Raw genomic sequence first — 19247 nt, 5'->3', positions numbered from 1 at the left:
CGGGCTCCGGCGTGGTGCCCCGCTCAACGTTTCGACTTGGCTTTTGACTTCTTGGTCTTGGCCTTCTTGGTCTTCGCTTTCGCTTTTTTGACCTTCGCCTTCGCGACCTTCTTGGTTTTGGTTGTCTTGGCTTTTGCCTTTTTGGCTGACGCAGCCTTTGCCGTCTTCTTCGTTGTTTTCTTCTTGGCTGTCTTCGTCTTCGCCTTCTTCGCTACAGCCTTCGCCGCCTTTTTCTTCTTCGGCGGACGCACCGGTTCGTCATCGCTGCGGGTTGCGGCATTGACGGTCCAGTTGGACGCCGGGATCGTGAAGAACATCTCGCGCCGCCGCGACTTGAATCCGCCGGGCTTGAAATAGCTCTCCGTCCATCGGTCGTCCGGATCGAGGAATACCTTTTCCGGCTTCTCGCCTTTCTTGCGCTTGCTGGCGACGTCATTGGCGACATCGCGGAAATAGAAATGCCGGAACAGCCGGTCGAACTCGGTCATGTAGATGTCGGCCACGCGGGTTGAGCCGCGGATCAGGATCATGTTTTCGTCGTTGGTGGTCAGCGACCCCTCCGAGAAATTCGCCGAGCCGGTGCAGATCAGGGGATCGTCGCTCAAGGGATCGATCAGCAGATATTTGGTGTGAACGAAGAAGATATTGCCTTCGTCGCGGGTGAGCTCCTCCTTGAGAAACCAGCGGTCGAGCGGAAATTCCTTCACCTTGCGCTTGGCGACCAGCTTTCCGTCCACTACCTTGAACTCGGCGCCCAGCACGGCGCCGAACGAGATCTGCAGGTCGCGGTCGCCCTTGAGCGCCTTGCGCTCGTCGGCGGTGGGCGGCTTTTCCTTGAGCACGAAGCGCAGGAAGTCGCGGTCGCGCGCCAGCGGTTCGATGAAATCGGCGGCGACGTTGAAGGCCGCGGTGAACATGATCGACGAGGTGGCGTCGCTCATGCGGTCGGCATACCAGTTCAGCATCGACGCCGTCTGGCGCGGCGAGAAGATGCAGGTCTGCGATCCCTCCTTCACGAGGGCGGGCGGGTAGGGCGAAATCTCCGCGACGCCTTCCTTCGCCGGCTTGCCGGTTGGGTTGTCGCTCAGGATCGTCCAGTATTTCAGGTATTGTTCGGCGACGTCGCTGTCATGGACGAGGTGGCCGACATTCGACTGGCCGAGGAAACCGGACGGCGTGATGTTGGTCGAGCCGGTCCACACCTCTTGCGGCGCGTCGCCGTCGAGCTTGATGATGAACTTGTTGTGCGGGATCGGCGGCCGGGTGCGCCAGATCACGACCGGCTCGCCGTTATGCTTCGCCTTGACGTCGAGGCCGGCGGCCTTCATCGCCTTGCGGTTCTTGCCCTTCTTGTCGTCATGCACGATTAGCCGGACGTCGAAGCCGTCATCGATCTTGGCCTTCAACGCTTCGATGATGGGCGCATAGGTGAATTCGTAAATACAGGCGCGCAGCGCCTCGCTCTTCTTCGTCGTGTCGATATAGTCCAGGCAGGCCTCCAGCAGGCCGCGCGAGAGCCAGACCGTGTGCTTGTCCTTCGGATTGTCCATCTCCGCGTCGGTCGGCTTGTGGTTCTTGAACTTGCGCGCATAGGCCTGGCTGGCGATGGCGCCGCGGTTGAACCAGATGCCATGTTGACCATCGTCCTCCTTCTCCGTCGTGACGGTGAAGGCGAGCTTCTCGGCGTCGCGCAGTTCGGGCGCGGTCGGATCGCCAAATACGGGGATGACCTCGAAGTGATAGGTCGTGCCGGGCTCCGCGGTATAGTCGCTCCAGAGGAAACTCTGGATCGGAAATTTGTCGGTGAAATACTCTCCGTGCTCGGTATCGGGGTTCGGCTCGACCGCTTCGAACACTTTCAGCGAGCGCAGGAATTCCGGTCTGCCGGCGCCCTTGGCGCGCTGGAACGCAAATCCCAGCAGCCCCTTGCAAGCTGCCTCGTCGCAATTGAGGGCGATCATGATGGCGCGCGTGCCCGCGATCGCGCTCGCTTCGAAAGCTCCGGCAGACGTCGTGACGCGCATGGCCCTGTCCCCCCGTTTTCGATGTGACGCTGATGCTCGCCCAACGCCGTATTTTGGTCAACCTATAGAAGATTTGTGACAGGATGCACGCTTAAGGGGTGCGGGCGAGTGGCTGTGTGACGTCATGCCGTGGTGCGCGAAAGTGGATACGGATTTGCAGTCCACGAACATGATCGCCTCATCGGAAACGATGCGTTTCCATCGTTTCCCTTTTCTTGCTCCCATTCACGCCTAAATAGGTGGTCAGCAAACCCACCCCGAGTATCCGTCCCATGAAGAACATCGGCTTTCTCTCCTTCGGCCACTGGACCCCGTCGGCCTCATCACAGACGCGCTCGGCGGGCGATGCGCTGCTGCAATCCATCGATCTCGCCGTTGCTGCCGAGGAGTTAGGGGCCGACGGCGCCTATTTCCGGGTGCATCATTTCGCGCGCCAGCTCGCCGCACCGTTTCCGCTGCTCGCCGCTGTCGGCGCGCGCACCAAGAAGATCGAGATCGGCACGGCCGTTATCGACATGCGCTACGAGAACCCGCTCTATATGGCGGAGGACGCCGGCAGCGCTGACTTGATCGCGGGGGGACGGCTGCAGCTCGGCATCTCCAGAGGTTCGCCGGAGCAGGTGATCGACGGCTATCGCTATTTCGGCTACGCGCCCCCTGAGGGCCAAACCGATGCCGACATGGCGCGGCGGCATACCGAGGTGTTTCTCGACGTGTTGCAAGGCAAGGGCTTTGCACAGCCGAATCCCAATCCGATGTTTCCGAACCCGCCCGGCCTGCTGCGGCTCGAGCCGCATAGCGAAGGCCTGCGCGAGCGCATCTGGTGGGGCGCCTCCACCAATGCGACGGCGGAATGGGCAGCCAAGCAGGGCATGAACCTGCAGTCATCGACGCTGAAGATCGACGAAAGTGGCAAGCCGTTTCATGTGCAGCAGGCCGAGCAGATCCGGCTCTATCGGGATGCCTGGAAGGCGGCGGGACATACGCGTGACCCGCGCGTGTCAGTGAGCCGCAGCATCTTCGCGCTGGTGGACGACCGCGACCGCGCTTATTTCGGCCGGGGCAACGAGGGCGAGGACAAGGTCGGCTACCTGCACGGCACCGAGCGCGCCATCTTCGGCCGCAGCTTTGCAGCGGAGCCGGACGCACTGATCAAGCAGCTGAAGGGCGACGAGGCGATTGCCGAGGCCGATACGCTGCTGCTGACGGTGCCCAATCAGCTCGGCGTCGACTACAATGCGCATGTGATCGAGGCGATATTGAAGCACGTCGCGCCCGGCATGGGCTGGCGGTAGCTAACCACACGTCGTCATTCCGGGGCGTGCGTTGCCGGCGAAGCCGGCCAAGCACGAACCTCAGCCACTCCAATTGGAGTGGCGGGGAATCCCCGCGTGTTCATCATCTCGACATTCCGGGCGGCGGAGAGGTGACCGCCATGCCGGGATTCCCCGCTACTCCAAGTGGAGTGGCTGAGGTTCGCGTGCGAAGACGCACGCGCCCCGGAATGACGCGTGGGCGGAGGTGGCGCATCATGCGCGCCTACTTCTCAAACCCAACCTTCCTGATCAGTGCAATCGCCGCCTTCTGGTTCGCAGCGATCGCATCGATATCAAGCGTATCGCTCGGAAACGTCCCCATCGCCGCCACCAGCGGTGCGCTCTCGGCACCTGCAGTGACCGGATATTCCAGTTCGGCAGCCGCGTAGATTTTCTGCACCGCCGGTGTCACCAGGAACTCCAGAAACGTCAGCGCGGCTGCGCGATGCGGCGCATGTTTCGCGAGCGCCGCGCCGGTGAGGTTCACATGCGTGCCTGATGTGTCGAATGTCGTCGGCACCGTCTTCACTTTATTCGCCCAGGCGGTCCAGTCCGCGCCCTCGCGGCCGTCGCGCAATTGTGCCAGCGCCACGGTATTGGCGATGCCGATGCTGCAGCGGCCTTCCGCAAGCTGGCGAATGACGTCGTTGTCCTTGCCTTCCGGTGCATGCGCCAGATTGGCCTTGATGCCGCGCAGCCAGGCCTCGGTGGCGTCCGCACCGTGATGCACGAGATAGGCCGCAATCAGCGCGACATTGTTCTGATGCAAGGGCGAGCGGATGCAGAGCTGGCCGCGAAAACGGGGATCGGCGAGATCCTCGTAGCGGATCGCGCTTAGTGGTGAGTCATTGCGTACGACGACCACGCGCGGGCGCACCGACAGGCCGATCCACTCCCTGCCGCGCAGCTGCGGCGGGATTGCCTTGTCGAGCAGCGGAGAGGTGGTCGGTTGCGACAGATCATTCGCGGCGAATTGCGAGGTCTTGTCGAGACCGATGGTCATCAGCACGTCGGCAGGGGAGGCGGCGCCCTCGGCCTTCATGCGCTTGACGAGATTGTCCTCGATATAAGTGAGCTTGACCGTGATCCCGGTCGTCGCCGTGAAGGATGCGATGACCGGCTCGATCAGCTGCGGTTCGCGGGTCGAATAGAGATTGATTTCTTCGGCGTGGCTTATGGCCGTGCCGAAGAGGAGGAGCGACGACGCAAGCGTCAGAGCCAGCGGCAGTGCTCGAACGTTGCGTCGTCGCGATGGTCGCATTCTGTGTTGCCTTAGAACTTTACCGTCGCTGCCAGCGAGAAGCGCCGCGCATCGCCAAGGGCAACGTTGGGAAGGCTCACTGCCGACGGATAGTAGACCTTGTCGAAGATGTTCTTGATGTTGAACTGATAGATCACGGGCAGAGTCTGGTATTTCGTCTCGTAGGTCGCAAAGGCGTCGGCCACCGTGTAAGACGGCAACACGAAGCTGTTTGCAGCATCGCCGGGACGATCGCCGACATAATGTGCACCGGCGCCGACGCGCAGACGACCCGGCAGCATCGTGCCGAAATCATAAACGAGATAGAGCGACCCGGTGTTCAGGGCGACATTCTGCAGGTGGTTTCCGGTGTATTGCGAGTCCTGCGTCAAGATCGCATCGGTATAGGCATAGCTGGCGATCATGCTCCAGCTGTCAGTCAGCTTGCCGGTAACGTCGACTTCGACACCGCGTGAGCGCGCTGCAGCCGCGGTGCGTGCCTCGTTGGTCGTGGTGACCGTATTGTATTGCGACAGCATCACGTTCTTTTTGTCGATGTCGTACAGCGCGACCGTGCCTGACAGGCGCTTGTTGATATCGAACTTGATGCCGGTCTCCCACGACACGCCTTCCTCGGGCTTCGTCTGCGAGTCGAAGACCGCGCCGTTGGGAGCGATGGTCGAATTCGGCTTCAGCGATTCCGTGTAGCTGGCATAGAGCGAGACTTCGTCGGTGACCTTCAGGATCACGCCGCCGAGCGGCAATGCCTTGTTGCCGGACAGGTCCGTATTGGCGATGAACGGATTGCGCCCGCGCCCCGCCAGCTGGTCGAACGTCATATAACGCACGCCGCCGACCACGGCGACCCGATTGGTCAGATGCAGCGTGTCCTGGAAGAACAAGGACTGCGTGCTGAGCTTGTCGGTCTGGTCGCTGTCGGTAGCGACAACGGTGGTGCCGGGCAATTGCCGATCATAAACCGGATTGAAGATGTTGAAATTCGCAGCCCCCTGCCGGACCAGATCCTTGCGATAGATCACACGATACTGGGCATCGCCGCCGAACAGCACTTCGTTGCGCATGCCGCCGATCCAGAATCCGCCTTGGATATAACCGGTGCCGAAGCTGGAGGACGTCAGTGCGCCGTAGGTGCCGTCATTGCTGCGTGTCGCGATGCCAGTGGTCGGGTTGACCACCGTATTGCGGAGCTGCGCGGCATTATAGGTTTCTACGTTATAGCTGTAGCCGGCATAGACCTTCCAGTCCTCATTGATCTTTTGATCTACCGAGGCCTGGATGAGATCTGACGTGCCCCACATGCTGTTATATGGTTCGTCGATGCGGCGTGTCGCCGGAATGGCGAACGGGGCCTTGGTCACGCTGTTGAAGGCCGTGCCGCGATCGAATGGCGAATAAAAGTCGCGATGCTCGTAGTTGATCTGAACCGTGGTCGTGTCGCCATACCAGGCCAGCGACGGCGCGTAGAGTGTCTCCTTGCGGGTGCCGAAGTTCCGCCAGTAATCCTCGTTGATGCCATAGCCGACGAAACGATAGGCGAGGCCATCCTTGCCGAGCGGTCCGGTGATATCGATGGTCGCATTGGCCCCGCTGCGCGAACCGTAGGTCGCGCCTTCCAGCGTCACCTCGCCGTGCTGATACAATTCCGGCCGCTTGCTGATGGTGTTGACGATGCCGCCGGGATCCATGATGCCGTAGAGCAGCGACGCCGGTCCCTTCAGCACTTCGATGCTTTCAACAGCAGGATTGAACGAGCGGCCCTGCACGATCGGCATGCCGTTGCGCATGATCGATCCGTCGCGGTTGTCGCCGAAACCGCGACGGATCACGGCGTCCTGAGTGCCGGCCAGCGTATTGGTCTGGGTGATGCCGGAGATGTTGATCAGCGCGTCATCGAGATTGCGCGGACGCTGATCGCTGATCACCTGCTGCGGCACGACGTTGACGACCTGCGACGTGTTGAGCGGCGACGTCGCGCCGCGCAGGGTTGTCGCATCGGGCATCGCGCGATAGCCGAGGATCTGTTCGTATTTCGCGGCGGCGGCAGCGATCGCGCGCTCGGTCGGTGTCGGCGGGGCGGGGGGCGGCGTGGCATTGCGGCGTGTGGCGATAGCTCGCGCCCGGCTCGGCGTGGCGCTCGCAGCACGTGCGGGCCGGCGCGCCTGTGTTGGCGATTCGACGGTGACCGGCGGCAGCGTCGTATTCGTCTGTGCATTGGCGATCGAGGCCCCGGTCACATAATCGCCGAGCAGGAACGTCGTGCCGATCAACCAATACGCGCGGCGCAACTTGAAGATGCTGCGTGCGTTGCTGTTGAGATTGCAATGGTTGTCCGTCGTCACTTTGTGTCGCCTTCGCGTTTGAGAACATGCGCAGGCGATCTAGCAGTAGCTTTGAATGAAAACTTCGAATGGGAGGTTGAATCGCTCTAAAGCGACGGGATTGGCGAGCCTGTGTGTCTTCGGTGATGCAGTCGCAAGGTGAGCCGCGACACGATTGAACAATCAACGTGCACTTTGAGCAATTTGTAGCACGCGTATGCGAGCCGTCATCGGCACGCTGTGACTCCGTTTCAGAATTTGCACATCGCAATTCGGAATCTTGAGTCAGGCTCTGCGAGTCTGGAACGTTTCAAAAGACAAGAGCCGCGCCATCATACGATGCGCGGCTCTCTATGAAGCGTCGTGAGTTGCGGCGAGACGTTTCGTTGCAACTCGAAGCTGTGGAGATCAGGTTCCCGCCTTCACCTGCGCGACGGCCTCAGCGGTCAGCTGATCCATCTTCACGCGGAGCTGCGGCTCGGTGATCGCGATGCCCTTGGCGGTTAGATCGGCGAGCACCTTGCGCACCACGTCGCCGTCGCCGGCTTCCTCGAAATCGGCTGCGACGACTTCCTTGGCATAGGCGGCGGCCTCGTCGCCGGACTTGCCGAGCTGTTCGGCGACCCACAGGCCCAGCAGCTTGTTGCGGCGGGCCTCGGCCTTGAACTTCTGGCTTTCGTCGAGCGCATACTTGTTCTCGAAGGCTTCGCCGCGCTTGTCGAATGATGACATGGTTAAAGTTCCCGTCGGGGTTGTTGGGCGGTCAGGACGACGTTGTAAACGCCGGTTCGGAGCTTAAATAAGGTCGAGATACCGTTGGAACAATCGGCCGCAAGGTCGCAGGCAAGACGGTATCGGGCGAGGCTTATCGGACCAGGCTTGCGCGAGGTTGGGGTAAACCCCCGCTGGGCGGGCCGGGTCGATTGTACTGGCAGGGCCGATCGGGTAGGTTGCCACCAGGCCCGGTTCTCGTTCTGTTTCTTCCCGTTCCTGGCCTTCACGGCAGCTCCGTCGTGGGTCGATCCCGTTATTCGGAGCACACCACATCCATGGATTTCAACAACACCCGGTACATCCCCATGAGCCGTCGACGTCGCATTTATGAAGGCAAGGGCAAGGTCCTGTATGAAGGCCCGGAGCCCGGTACCCTGATTCAGCACTTCAAGGACGACGCGACCGCGTTCAATGCCAAGAAACACCAGGTGATCGAGGGCAAGGGCGTCCTCAATAACCGGATTTCGGAATACCTGTTCCAGCATCTGAACGACATCGGCGTGCCGACCCATTTCATCCGCCGGCTCAACATGCGCGAACAGCTGATTCGCGAAGTCGAGATCGTGCCGCTGGAAGTGGTGGTGCGTAATGTGGCGGCGGGCTCGCTGTCGCAGCGCCTCGGCATCGAGGAGGGCACCCAGCTGCCGCGCTCGATCATCGAGTTCTATTACAAGAACGACCAGCTCAACGACCCGATGGTCTCGGAAGAGCACATCACGGCGTTCGGCTGGGCCACCCCGCAGGAAATCGATGACATCATGGCGCTCGCCATCCGCGTCAACGACTTCCTCACGGGTCTCTTCCTGGGCATCGGCATCCGCCTCGTCGATTTCAAGATGGAATGCGGTCGCCTGTTCGAAAACGACATGATGCGCATCATCGTCGCCGACGAGATCTCGCCCGACTCATGCCGGCTGTGGGATATCAAGTCGAACGAGAAGCTGGACAAGGATCGTTTCCGCAGGGATCTCGGCGGCGTGCTGGAGGCCTATACCGAGGTCGCCAAGCGTCTCGGCATTCTCTCCGAAAACGAACGCCCGATGGGCACCGGCCCGGTACTGGTCAAGAGCTGAGGATCAAGACGTGAAAGCCCGCGTAACTGTTACCCTGAAGAACGGCATCCTTGACCCGCAGGGCAAGGCCATCGAAGGCGCGCTGAAATCGCTCGGCGTCGATGGCATTGCCTCTGTGCGGCAGGGCAAGGTGTTCGACATCGAACTGAATGGCGCCGACAAGGCGAAAGCCGAGGAAGCGCTGAAAGCCGCAGCCGACAAGCTGCTGGCGAATACGGTGATCGAAAACTATCGCGTCGAAGTGCTCTGAGCCAGGTTATCGCTATGAAATCCGCCGTTCTTGTCTTCCCCGGAATCAACCGCGAGCGCGACATGGCGCGGGCGCTCAAACTGGCGTCGGGCAATGACTCGACGATGGTCTGGCACGCCGAGACCTCGCTGCCCAAGGGCACCGATCTCGTCGTTGTCCCCGGCGGCTTCTCCTATGGTGACTACCTGCGCTGCGGCGCCATCGCGGCACGCTCGCCGGTGATGGATGCAGTGCGGGCGTTCGCGGCTGACGGCGGCCTCGTGATGGGCGTCTGCAATGGCTTCCAGATCCTCTGCGAGTCCGGCCTGCTGCCGGGCATCCTGATGCGCAATGCCAAGCTGAAATTCCTCTGCCACGACGTGCATCTGCGCGTCGAACGGTCCGACACGGCGTTTACCCGTGGCTACAATGCCGGTCAGGTGATCCGCGTGCCGATCGCCCACGGCGAGGGCAACTACACAGCTGATGCCGAAACGCTGAAGCGCCTCGAAGGCGATGGGCGCGTGCTCTATCGTTATTGCTCGCCGACAGGTGAAGTTGGCGACATGCACAATATCAATGGCGCCGCCGCATCGATTGCCGGCATCGTCAGCGAGAAGGGCAACGTGCTCGGCATGATGCCGCATCCGGAAAATCACGTCGAAGACATCATGGGCTGCACCGACGGCCGCGGGTTGTTTGCTGGTCTTGTCGAGCATCTGGAGCGCGCTGCGTGATCGCCGCTGTGGCGCGGCTGTCGAAGCTCGCCGCAACGCTTGCGCTCGTGCTGGCTACGAGCGTGTCGGCATCTGCCGATGATTATCCCAAACGCCCCATCACCATGATCGTGCCTTTCGCGGCCGGCGGTACGTCGGACGTGATCGCGCGTGCGGTGGCCGAGCAGATGGCGGCGCCGCTGGGCCAGACCATCATCATCGAGAATGTCGTCGGCGCCGGTGGCTCCACGGCGCTGGCCCGGGCCGCGCGGTCTGCGCCCGATGGCTACACCATCGCCATCGGCAATGCCGGCACCAGTGCGGCGACCTACACGATCTACCCAAAACTGTCCTTCACGCCGGACTCCTTTGCCTCCATCGGCATGGTGGCCAAGACCTTCGGCGTCGTGGCGCTGCGCAAGGATTTCCCGGCGAGTGATCTCAAGGGCTTCATCGCCTATGCCAAAGCCAATCCGGGCAAGGTCAATCTCGGCCATGCCGGGATCGGCTCCTCGAATTACCTGATCTGCAAGAGCTTCGTGCAGGCCGCCGGCATCGACGTCACGCTGGTCGGCTATCGCGGCGCGGCGCCCGCGCTCACCGATGCCATCGGCGGTCAGATCGACGGCGTCTGCGATTCTGCAGCCTCCGTCTCGCAGGCCATCGACGACAAGCTGGTGAAGGGCATCGTGGTCGGCTCGACCGTGCGGCTGGCGACGCTGCCCGATTTGCCGACCTCGGCAGAAGCAGGGCTGCCCGACTTCGAGGCGCAGGGCTGGAATGGCCTGTTCGCGCCGAAGGGCACGCCGCCTGAGATCATCGCCAAGCTGAACGCTGCTGCTCGCTCGTCGGTTGAAAGCGATCTGGTGAAAAAGCGTTTCCAGGATCTGTCGACCGTGGCGCCCGACGCCAACGAGCATGCACCGGAGGTGCTGCAGCAGCTGGTGACGCGCGATGTGGCGAAATACAACAAGCTCCTGACGCCGTAATCATTCTTTCCCCGAAGCTGTGCCATCGGTGCGGCTCAAATTTTCAGCACTGCCGTTGGCCTCATTTTGCAAGGTACTGGCCTGATATTTGCTGAGTTCTCTTCCGCAGTCCGCCGCGCGTGATTGTCCAATCGCCGGCTGCCGGAGATGACATGTTCAAGTATCGTGGTTGCGCCAAACTCGCTTTCGCCGCTGCTCTCGCTCTCTCGACCCAGCCCGCACTCGCCCAATCGACCTTGCGGATTGCCATGACGGCGGCGGATATTCCCACCGCCACGGGCCTTCCGAACAATGGGTTCGAGGGCATGCGGTTCATGGGCTACCCGATCTTCGAAGGTCTGGTGCTGTGGGATCTCAGCAAGCCCGATCAGCTCGCCGGCCTGCGACCGGGCCTAGCGGAGAAGTGGGAACAGGCGCCGGACGACAACAAGACCTGGATCTTTCATCTGCGCAAAGGCGTGAAGTTTCACGACGGCTCCGACTTCAATGCCGACGCGGTGATCTGGAATCTCGATCGCTTCTTCAAGAACGACAGCCCGCAATTCGAGCCGCCGGCCTCCGGCATGTCGCGCGCCCGCGTGCCGCTGATGGGGACTTACAAGAAGATCGACGATTCCACAGTGGCGATCTCGACCACGACGGCTGCGTCGTATTTCCCCTACATGGCGGTGTATCTGCTGTTCACTTCGCCAACCTCGTTCGAGAAGGCCGGCAAGGATTGGGGCAAGGTCGCGACGCTGCCGGCAGCCGGCACCGGACCGTTCAGGATCACAAAGCTGGTGCCGCGCGAGCGCGTCGAACTGGCGCGCAATGACGGCTATTGGGATGGTCAGAAGAAAGCCAAGGTCGATACCATTGTGCTGATGCCGATCCCCGAGGCGAATGCGCGGCTGGCCGCGCTACGCTCCGGCCAGGTCGACTGGATCGAGGTGCCGCCGGCCGATGGGCTGGCATCGCTGAAGGCTGCAGGCTTCACCATCACCACCGGGTCCTATCCGCATGTCTGGCCGTGGTTCTACAATATCGGCGCCACCAACTCGCCGTTCAAGGATGTGAAAGTCCGCCAGGCGCTGAACTACTGCGTCGATCGGGCAGGGCTGGTGTCGCTGCTTTCAGGCACCGCGGAACCGTCGGCGGGTTGGCTCAAGACCAGCGACCCCAATTTCGGCAGTCCCGTGAATCGCTACACATTCGATCCGGCCAAGGGCAAGGCGATGCTGGCGGAAGCCGGCTATACTCCTGCGAAGCCGCTGTCGTTCAAGGTTCAGATCTCCAGCTCCGGCTCCGGCCAGATGTTGCCGCTGCCGATGAACGAGTTCCTGCAGCAGAGTCTGAAGGAAGCCTGCGGCGTCAATATCGAGTTCGATGTGATCGAATGGCAGGTGCTGCTCACCGCCGCGCGTGCCACGCCGGACAATCCAAGCCTGAAGGGTGCGATGGCGCTCAACATCTCGTCGCCGTCCTCGGACACTGGCATCATGGCGCGCTACTTTGCGGCGGCGAACTTCTCGCCGAACGGGTTCAATTTCGAGCAGTGGAAGGACGACGCGTTCGAGAACGCGCTGAAGACCCTGGCGGAATCGACCGATCCCAAGGTGATCACCGACGCCACCCGCAAGGCGCATGAGCGCCTCGTCGATAATCCACCATGGCTCTACATTGTCCATGACCTCAACCCGCGGGCCATGAGCACCAAGGTCAAGGGCTTCGTCTCGCCGCAGTCGTGGTTCCTTGATATGACCACGATCAGCATGCAGTGACAGCGTTGGGCCGGGCGCATGCGTCCGGCCCAAATTGCGTCGACCATGCGCCAGGTGTGGCAGTGAGCCACCTTTGTCCAAGGCGGTTTGTCAGTTACGAATGAATATCACTGCGCGCACCGCTCTGACCGCTTCGGTGGGTATCGGGCGGCAGTGGTGAATTGATACAATCGCAATCAAACGCCTGTACGATTCGCGATCGGAAGGCATTTGACCGGGGCACTGAATGGCAAATCGATTGGCGACGGCGCAACCCAACGTCGGGATGCGGCACTGGATATCTCCCGTCGTGGTGTTGGCAGCAATGATTGCGGTGGCCGCTCCGGCGGCCGGAGCCGCCGCAAAGCAGCCGCGTCCCGCCCGCGTCGTCGAGGCGACTGCGCCGCGCGAAGCAGGCGAGCCGATGATGGCGATCGTGTCGATCAAGAGCCAGCAGGTCACGTTCTACGACGCCGATGGCTGGATCACGCGCGCGCCGGTCTCGACCGGGGTGTCCGGCCGCGAGACGCCGGCAGGCGTCTTTGCCGTTCTCGAGAAGAACAAGGACCATCGTTCCAACATGTATGACGATGCCGCGATGCCGAACATGCAGCGGATCACCTGGAACGGTGTCGCACTGCATGGCGGGCCGTTGCCCGGCTATGCCGCGTCGCATGGCTGTGTGCGGATGCCCTACGGCTTCGCGGACAGGTTGTTCGACAAGACGCGGATCGGGATGCGGGTGATTATCTCGCCGAATGATGCGGCACCCGTTGAGTTCTCCCATCCGGCGCTTTTGATGCCGAAAGCGGAAGCCATCGCCGCTGCTCCCGGCCGTGTCGAGGTGGTCGCCCGCGAGGCTGCGGAGGCCGCTGCGGCCGCTGACGCGACGAAGAAGCTCGCAGCGACTTCTGCGCGCGAGGCGAAGCCGCTGCCGGGGGCCCTGCGCAAGCTGCAATCGCTGAAGGCGCGCGCCGATGTCGAGCTCGTATCTGCCGACAAGGCCGTCGTTGTGGCAAAGACCGATGAGGCCAAGGCGCGGGCTGAGGACGCAAAGCAGAAGGCTGCCGCCAGGGCCGCGGAACTCGGCGCGCAATTCGAAACCGCAAAGGCCGATACGGCGTCGAAGATTGATGCCGCGGCCGCTGCGAAGGATGCCGCCAAGGCCGCGGAGACCAAAAAGGTCGCCACCGCCAAGGCAGCGAGCGATGCGAAACTCGCGCTTGAGCCGGTCTCGATCTATATCAGCCGCGAGACGCAGATGCTTTACGTTCGGCGCAATACGCACAAGCCGGCACCGGACGGCGGCGGCGAGGTGTTCGATTCAAGCATCGAAGTTCCCATCACCATCCGCGACCCCGGCAAGCCGATCGGCACGCATGTGTTTACGGCAATGGCGCGGAACGACGCAGGCCTGCGCTGGAGCGCCGTCACGATCGACGAAGGCGATAGCGCGAAGGTCGCCCTCGACCGCATCACCATTCCACAGGAAGTGCTCGACCGGATCGGAGCGACCGCATTGCCACGCTCGTCGATTGTGATCTCCGACGAGCCGCTCAGCACCGAGACCAACTATCGCACCGAATTCGTCGCAGTGCTGAGTAATCAGCCTCAGGGTGGTTTCATTACGCGCAAGCCGACGCCACCTGCCGATCTCATGGCGAGCAGCGACGATGCGGATGGCGATGGCTTTGGCTCGTTCTTCCAGCGCTGGAATGCGGACCCCGCGCCCGTGCAGGCTCGCCGCAGGGTCGCGCCGTATCAGCGCCAGCCGCAAACCGGCTGGTGGTAGGTCGCGCCAGGCCATTGCTCGCCTGGGACGCTGAGCAGCCTGATCGCATCGACGCGCGCGGTGCCGTCAGCCAGCGCTCCTCTGGTAATGCCGATGTCCACGATTGTGCGCTATGACGCGCGCGTGGTCTGTGCGCTTTTGGTCGTCTTGCGGGCAATCGCCATGAAAGCGCGCGCGGCCGCTGTCTGGTAGCGATGGGCATCCCACAGCAAGGCTCCGGAGCGGCGTATCCACGGAGGCCCGATCGGAATGATCGCGAGGTCCTTTCGGGCGTTCAAGCTTCGGTCGGCAAGAACCGTCGGCAGACCTCCCGATTTGGCGAGTTCGATCAGGGCCTCGACCGAGTTCATCTCCACGCGAACATCGAGCTGTATATCGGGCGCTAGTGACTGGTCGAGAATGCGGCGGGTCGCAAAGGCGGGGGTCAAAAGTGCCAACGGACGTTGGGCGAGCGCCTGCAGCGTGATCGACTGTTGTCGTGATTGATTTTGCGACTTCGCAAGCACCAGGACGAGCCGCTCCTCGAACAACAGGTCGACGCCCAACTCCGCGTGCTGGGGCGGCGCGAAAGCAATCGCGAGATCGAGATCTCCGGACAGGATGCGTTGCTCGACATCGTTTGCGGAGCCGACCTCCACGCTGAGCCGAACCTCAGGATATTTCTCGCCGAAGCTGCCGATGATCTTCGGCAGGAATGTCGTGCTGTAGGTGTAGATGACGCCGACACGCAGCGTGCCGGCCATGCCGCCCTCCAGCTCGGCGATTGCCGTGCGCGCCGCTTCGGTCTGAACCATCAGACGCTGCGCGTGTTCGCGCAGTGCATGTCCTGTCTCGGTCAGTTGCATGCCTTGGGGCGTCCGGTTGAACAGAACGGTGCCGAGATCCTGCTCGAGGGCGCGTATCTGCTGCGACAGCGTTGGCTGGGCGACGCCGAGGGCTTCTGCAGCCTTCGCCATGCGCTTGTGTGTGGCGATTGCCAGAAAATAGCCGAGCCGTCTTGGGTCCATAGCGATTACAATCTTCTATCGCATCTATAGTTTTGACTGTGTTGGCCTATCACGCGTCCCGTGCCAGTGTTTGTCAATATCGGACCTGGCCGGCACGCTTGTGTGCGGCCGTCGAAACATAAGAACCGACTGGGAGGCTCTTTCATGCTGTCACGACGCACCTTACTTGCCCGGGCGACCCACGCCGCGGTGGCGGCTTGCTGTATCGCCCTGGGCGCAAACCGTGCGACGGCGCAGGACTATCCGACCAAGCCGGTCCAGTTGATCGTTCCCTTCGCCGCCGGCGGGGCCGCCGACATCATCGGCCGCACGATCGCGGAAAAGCTGAGCCAGACCTGGGGCCAACAGGTCGTCGTCGAAAACAGGGGCGGGGCCGGATCGAATATCGGCATCAACGCTGCCGCCAAGAGCGCCCCCGATGGCTACACGCTGGTGCTCGCGTCGATCGCCGTGGCCGTCAATCCGTGGCTTTTCAAGTCGATGCCTTACGATCCCGTGAAGGATCTGACACCGCTGACGCTGGCGCTCGAGACGCCGAACGTGGTGCTTGTGCCGCCCTCGTCGCCGATCAAGAACATCAAGGATCTGATCGCCTTCGCGAAAGAAAAAGCGGCATCGGGTGGCGCCACCTATGGCTCCGCCGGCGTTGGTTCTTCTCTGCATCTGGCGGCGGAAGTGTTCCGGCAAAAGGCCAATGTCGAGATGACCCACGTTCCCTATCGCGGTTCATCGCCGGCGCTGACAGATCTGATGGCCGGCCGGATCGACCTGATGTTCGACAACGCCTCGACGGCGCTTCCGCAGGTGCAGGGCGGCAGCCTCCGCGCCATTGCCGTCACCACCAAGGAGCGCATCGCCGCACTGCCTGACGTGCCGACGATCAGCGAATCCGGGCTGCCGGGCTTCGAACTCGCCAACTGGTGGGCCATTTTTGGTCCGGGCCAGATGCCGCCGGCGCTGGCGGAGCGCATCAGCGGCGATATCCGCAAGGTGCTGGCGGATCCGGACGTGCAGAAGCGTTTCGCCGATGTCAGTGGGCGCGTCATCGCGTCGTCGCCCCAGGAACTTGCTGCGCATCTGGCGCAGGAAAGTGCCAAATGGAAGCAGATCGTCGAGACGGCGGGCATTCGCGGCAGCCAGTGACGACAGACGCTTGACACATACGGCGATCAATCACTGACGAATATCAAGCAAGAGACGCGCGCTCAGGATGAGAGCGCTGATGGAGAATGATGTGAAGAAGCTACTTTCAGGCCTGACGGCATCCGTCATGCTCGTCGCCACCTCGGTTGCCATGGCGCAGAACACCGGGCCGCTGAAACTGGGGGCCGTCCTCGATATGTCCGGCCTGTTTGCCGACATTACCGGGCCGGGCAGCGAGACTGCAGCCAAGATGGCCGTTGAGGATTTCGGCGGCGAGGTTCTCGGGCGCAAGGTCCAGATCGTGGTTGCCGACCATCTCAACAAGTCCGACCTGGCCGCGAATTTCACCCGTGAAATGTTCGACAACCAGGGTGTCGAGGCTATCGTCGATGTGGCTGGCTCGGCTACGGCGCTGGCTGCTGCGGAAATGGCCAGGACGCGCGGTAAGATCATCATGTTCAATGGTCCCGGCGCGGTCAGGCTGACCAACGAGGCGTGCGGTCCCTACATCGTCCACTACACCTACGACACCTACGCGCTGGCCAGCGTCACTGGCCTGGCCACGGTGAAGCGCGGCCTCAATAGCTGGTTCTTCCTCACGGCCGACTACGCGTTCGGCCAGGAACTGGAGCGCGACACCTCGAACGTCGTCACCAAGGCAGGCGGCAAGGTTGTCGGCAATGTGAAGCACCCGATCAACACCTCGGATTTTTCGTCGTTCTTGCTCCAGGCGCAGAGCACCAAGGCCAGCGTGATCGGTCTCGCCAATGCGGGCGGCGATACCATCAATGCGATCAAACAGGCCGCCGAGTTCGGCCTGACCCAGTCCGGACAGAAGCTGTCGCCCTTGCTGGCCTTCATTTCCGACATCGACAGCGTCGGGCTTGAGACCGCGCAGGGCCTGTTGCTGGCCGAGGCGTTCTATTGGGATCTCAACGACGAAACGCGCGCCTTCGCGAAGCGCTTCATGGAACGGACCAAGCGCGCGCCGACGTCGGCGCAGGCGGGCGTCTATTCGTCGGTCACGACCTACCTGAACGCGGTGAAGAAGGCAGGTACCACCGATTCAGCGGCCGTGATGAAGGTCATGAAGGACACGCCGATCAACGACATGTTCGCGAAGAACGGCCGGATCCGCGAAGACGGCCGCATGGTGCACGACATGTACCTGTTCGAAGTGAAGAAGCCGTCGGAATCGAAGGCGCGCTGGGACGACTACAAGCTGCTTGCGACCGTCTCCGGCGACGACGCGTTCCAGCCGCTATCGGCGTCACGCTGCCCGCTCATCAAGAAGTAGCGCAGCGGCAGACGGCAAAGCGACGGGTCGCCGGGAAGCTAGCGGCGATCCGTTCGAGGCCTCATCCATGGACAACAGGAAAACGCCCTTCATGAGCACCAGCGTGGCAGTCCGCGTCGACGGGGTCGAGACCATCCTGGTCGATGTGCCGACCATCCGGCCCCATCGGTTGTCGATGCATACGATGAACAGCCAGACCCTGGTTCTGGTCCTCATCCGCTGCTCCGACGGAACGGTCGGAATCGGCGAGGGCACGACCATCGGCGGCCTTAGCTACGGCGAGGAGAGTCCCGAGGGCATCAAGCTGACTGTCGACACCTATATCGCCCCGGCCATCATCGGCATGGATGCGTCGCGCGTCGCCGCGCTCATGGCCGACGTGAAGCGACGGGTGAAGGGCAACCGCTTCGCCAAATGCGCGGTGGAGACGGCGCTGCTGGACGCGCTTGGCAAGCGCCTGGACCTGCCGGTGTCGGAGCTGCTTGGCGGGCGTCAGCACGACACCTTGCCGGTCGCCTGGACATTGGCCAGCGGCGATACCACGCGCGACATCGAGGAAGCCGAGCGGATGCTCGATGCGCGCCGCCACAATATTTTCAAGCTGAAGATCGGCCTGCGGTCCGTGGACGATGACGTGGCGCATGTGGCGGCCATCAAGCGTGCCCTCGGAGATCGCGCCAGCGTGCGGGTCGACGTCAACCAGGCCTGGAGCGAGCCCGAGGCACGGCGCGGCATTCCCGCCCTAGAGGCGGCCGGCGTGGACCTGATCGAGCAGCCTTTGTCGCGCGACAATCGCGGCGCACAGGCCCGGCTCAGCGGTCGCTATGCCGTCCCCATCATGGCGGATGAGGCACTGCACGGCACGACCGATGCTTTCGATGTTGCTTCGCGGGGCGCTGCTGACGTGTTTGCTCTGAAGATCAACCAGGCAGGTGGTCTGTACGATGCGGCGAAGATGGCTGCGATCGGCGATGCCGCGGGTATCGGCCTGTATGGCGGCACCATGCTGGAAGGCGGTGTCGGCACCGCGGCGTCGGCCCAGGTTTTCTCCGTGCTGCCGAAACTCGCATGGGGCACCGAACTGTTCGGCCCGCTGCTCCTGACCGAGGAGATCCTAGCGACGCCGCTCCGCTATGGCGACTTCGTGTTGCAGGTGCCGACGGCGCCCGGCATCGGCGTTGAACTGGACATGGACCGCGTCGCATTCTTCCGCCGCGATGGTTACGCGCCGCGCGTTCAACCGGCTGGCACAACCACAGGAGTTTGATCGATGCTTTTTCAGGTGGAAATGGACGTGCAGATCCCGCCCGGGATCGCTCCCGATGTGGTCGAGCAACTGAAAAAGACCGAGCGTGAACGTGCGCAGGAGCTGCAGAAGAGCGGCGAGTGGCGCCATCTCTGGCGGGTCGCCGGACGTTACGCCAATGTCAGCATCTTCGATGTGGCGAGCAATGAAGCGCTGCACGACATTCTGTCGACATTGCCGCTCTTCCCCTTCATGCGTGTCAGCGTGACGCCTTTGTGTCGGCATCCTTCATCCGTTCGCTCGGACGACGGCTAGGCGCGGGG

16 protein-coding genes are annotated in these 19247 nt (G+C 62.3%); 11 read left to right on the top strand and 5 right to left on the bottom strand.

Annotated elements, in window-relative coordinates; genetic code table 11:
- Positions 1–23 precede the first annotated feature (23 nt).
- Positions 24–2024 (bottom strand): phospholipase D-like domain-containing protein, encoded by a 2001-nt coding sequence (locus tag SFY93_RS24230; protein WP_320444901.1) that lies wholly within the window; start codon positions 2022–2024, stop codon positions 24–26.
- A gap of 272 nt (positions 2025–2296) precedes the next feature.
- Between SFY93_RS24230 and SFY93_RS24225 the strand changes: the two genes are divergently transcribed.
- Complete coding sequence (locus SFY93_RS24225; RefSeq protein WP_093756492.1) at positions 2297–3319, top strand: LLM class flavin-dependent oxidoreductase; 1023 nt, start codon at positions 2297–2299, stop codon at positions 3317–3319.
- A gap of 244 nt (positions 3320–3563) precedes the next feature.
- Here the strand turns inward: SFY93_RS24225 and SFY93_RS24220 are convergent, their stop codons facing one another.
- The 3 genes from SFY93_RS24220 to SFY93_RS24210 form a co-directional block, all read right to left on the bottom strand.
- A complete protein-coding gene (locus tag SFY93_RS24220) occupies positions 3564–4601 on the bottom strand; it encodes an extracellular solute-binding protein (protein WP_320444900.1) in 1038 nt (345 codons plus the stop codon).
- Between the two features lie 11 nt (positions 4602–4612).
- Complete coding sequence (locus tag SFY93_RS24215; protein WP_414716965.1) at positions 4613–6940, bottom strand: TonB-dependent siderophore receptor; 2328 nt, start codon at positions 6938–6940, stop codon at positions 4613–4615.
- A 387-nt stretch (positions 6941–7327) separates the two neighbouring features.
- Entirely contained in the window at positions 7328–7651 is a 324-nt protein-coding gene (locus SFY93_RS24210) for a DUF1476 domain-containing protein (protein WP_093756490.1), read from the bottom strand.
- A gap of 347 nt (positions 7652–7998) precedes the next feature.
- On the opposite strand from SFY93_RS24210, the gene purC reads away from it, so the two are divergent.
- The 6 genes from purC (at position 7999) to SFY93_RS24180 (ending at position 14231) form a co-directional block, all read left to right on the top strand.
- Positions 7999–8766, top strand: coding sequence for a phosphoribosylaminoimidazolesuccinocarboxamide synthase (purC, locus tag SFY93_RS24205; RefSeq protein WP_170849540.1), 768 nt, complete (start codon positions 7999–8001; stop codon positions 8764–8766).
- A gap of 10 nt (positions 8767–8776) precedes the next feature.
- Positions 8777–9016, top strand: coding sequence for a phosphoribosylformylglycinamidine synthase subunit PurS (gene purS / locus SFY93_RS24200; protein ID WP_089265033.1), 240 nt, complete (start codon positions 8777–8779; stop codon positions 9014–9016).
- A 14-nt stretch (positions 9017–9030) separates the two neighbouring features.
- The gene (purQ, locus tag SFY93_RS24195) at positions 9031–9732 is read left to right on the top strand and encodes a phosphoribosylformylglycinamidine synthase subunit PurQ (RefSeq protein WP_320444899.1); all 702 of its coding nucleotides are present in this window, start codon (positions 9031–9033) and stop codon (positions 9730–9732) included.
- A gap of 8 nt (positions 9733–9740) precedes the next feature.
- A complete protein-coding gene (locus SFY93_RS24190) occupies positions 9741–10700 on the top strand; it encodes a tripartite tricarboxylate transporter substrate-binding protein (RefSeq protein WP_414717156.1) in 960 nt (319 codons plus the stop codon).
- A gap of 152 nt (positions 10701–10852) precedes the next feature.
- Positions 10853–12460, top strand: a complete 1608-nt coding sequence (locus SFY93_RS24185) for an ABC transporter substrate-binding protein (protein WP_320444897.1) — start codon at positions 10853–10855, stop codon at positions 12458–12460.
- Positions 12461–12686: 226 nt separating this feature from the next.
- Positions 12687–14231 carry a L,D-transpeptidase gene (locus SFY93_RS24180; protein WP_320444896.1) on the top strand — a complete coding sequence of 515 codons (1545 nt, stop codon included), beginning with the start codon at positions 12687–12689 and terminating at the stop codon, positions 14229–14231.
- 110 nt (positions 14232–14341) lie between these two features.
- On the opposite strand, the gene SFY93_RS24175 is transcribed toward SFY93_RS24180, so the two are convergent.
- Complete coding sequence (locus SFY93_RS24175) at positions 14342–15238, bottom strand: LysR substrate-binding domain-containing protein (RefSeq protein WP_320444895.1); 897 nt, start codon at positions 15236–15238, stop codon at positions 14342–14344.
- Positions 15239–15382: 144 nt separating this feature from the next.
- Between SFY93_RS24175 and SFY93_RS24170 the strand changes: the two genes are divergently transcribed.
- From SFY93_RS24170 to catC, 4 genes are all read left to right on the top strand, one after another.
- On the top strand, positions 15383–16381 hold the full coding sequence (locus SFY93_RS24170) for a Bug family tripartite tricarboxylate transporter substrate binding protein (protein ID WP_320444894.1): 999 nt from the start codon (positions 15383–15385) through the stop codon (positions 16379–16381).
- A gap of 91 nt (positions 16382–16472) precedes the next feature.
- Positions 16473–17678 (top strand): ABC transporter substrate-binding protein, encoded by a 1206-nt coding sequence (locus tag SFY93_RS24165; RefSeq protein WP_320444893.1) that lies wholly within the window; start codon positions 16473–16475, stop codon positions 17676–17678.
- Between the two features lie 91 nt (positions 17679–17769).
- The gene (locus SFY93_RS24160; RefSeq protein ID WP_320444892.1) at positions 17770–18945 is read left to right on the top strand and encodes a muconate/chloromuconate family cycloisomerase; all 1176 of its coding nucleotides are present in this window, start codon (positions 17770–17772) and stop codon (positions 18943–18945) included.
- Positions 18946–18948: 3 nt separating this feature from the next.
- Positions 18949–19239: a muconolactone Delta-isomerase gene (gene catC / locus SFY93_RS24155; protein ID WP_320444891.1), complete on the top strand. Its 291-nt coding sequence runs from the start codon at positions 18949–18951 to the stop codon at positions 19237–19239.
- Positions 19240–19247 lie beyond the last annotated feature (8 nt).

It is taken from the genome of Tardiphaga sp. 42S5 (assembly GCF_034044155.1).
In the GTDB taxonomy this organism is placed as follows: Bacteria; Pseudomonadota; Alphaproteobacteria; order Rhizobiales; family Xanthobacteraceae; genus Tardiphaga; species Tardiphaga robiniae.
The sequence above is the reverse complement of the archived record's forward strand: the minus strand, read 5'-3'. Positions and strand labels throughout refer to the sequence as shown.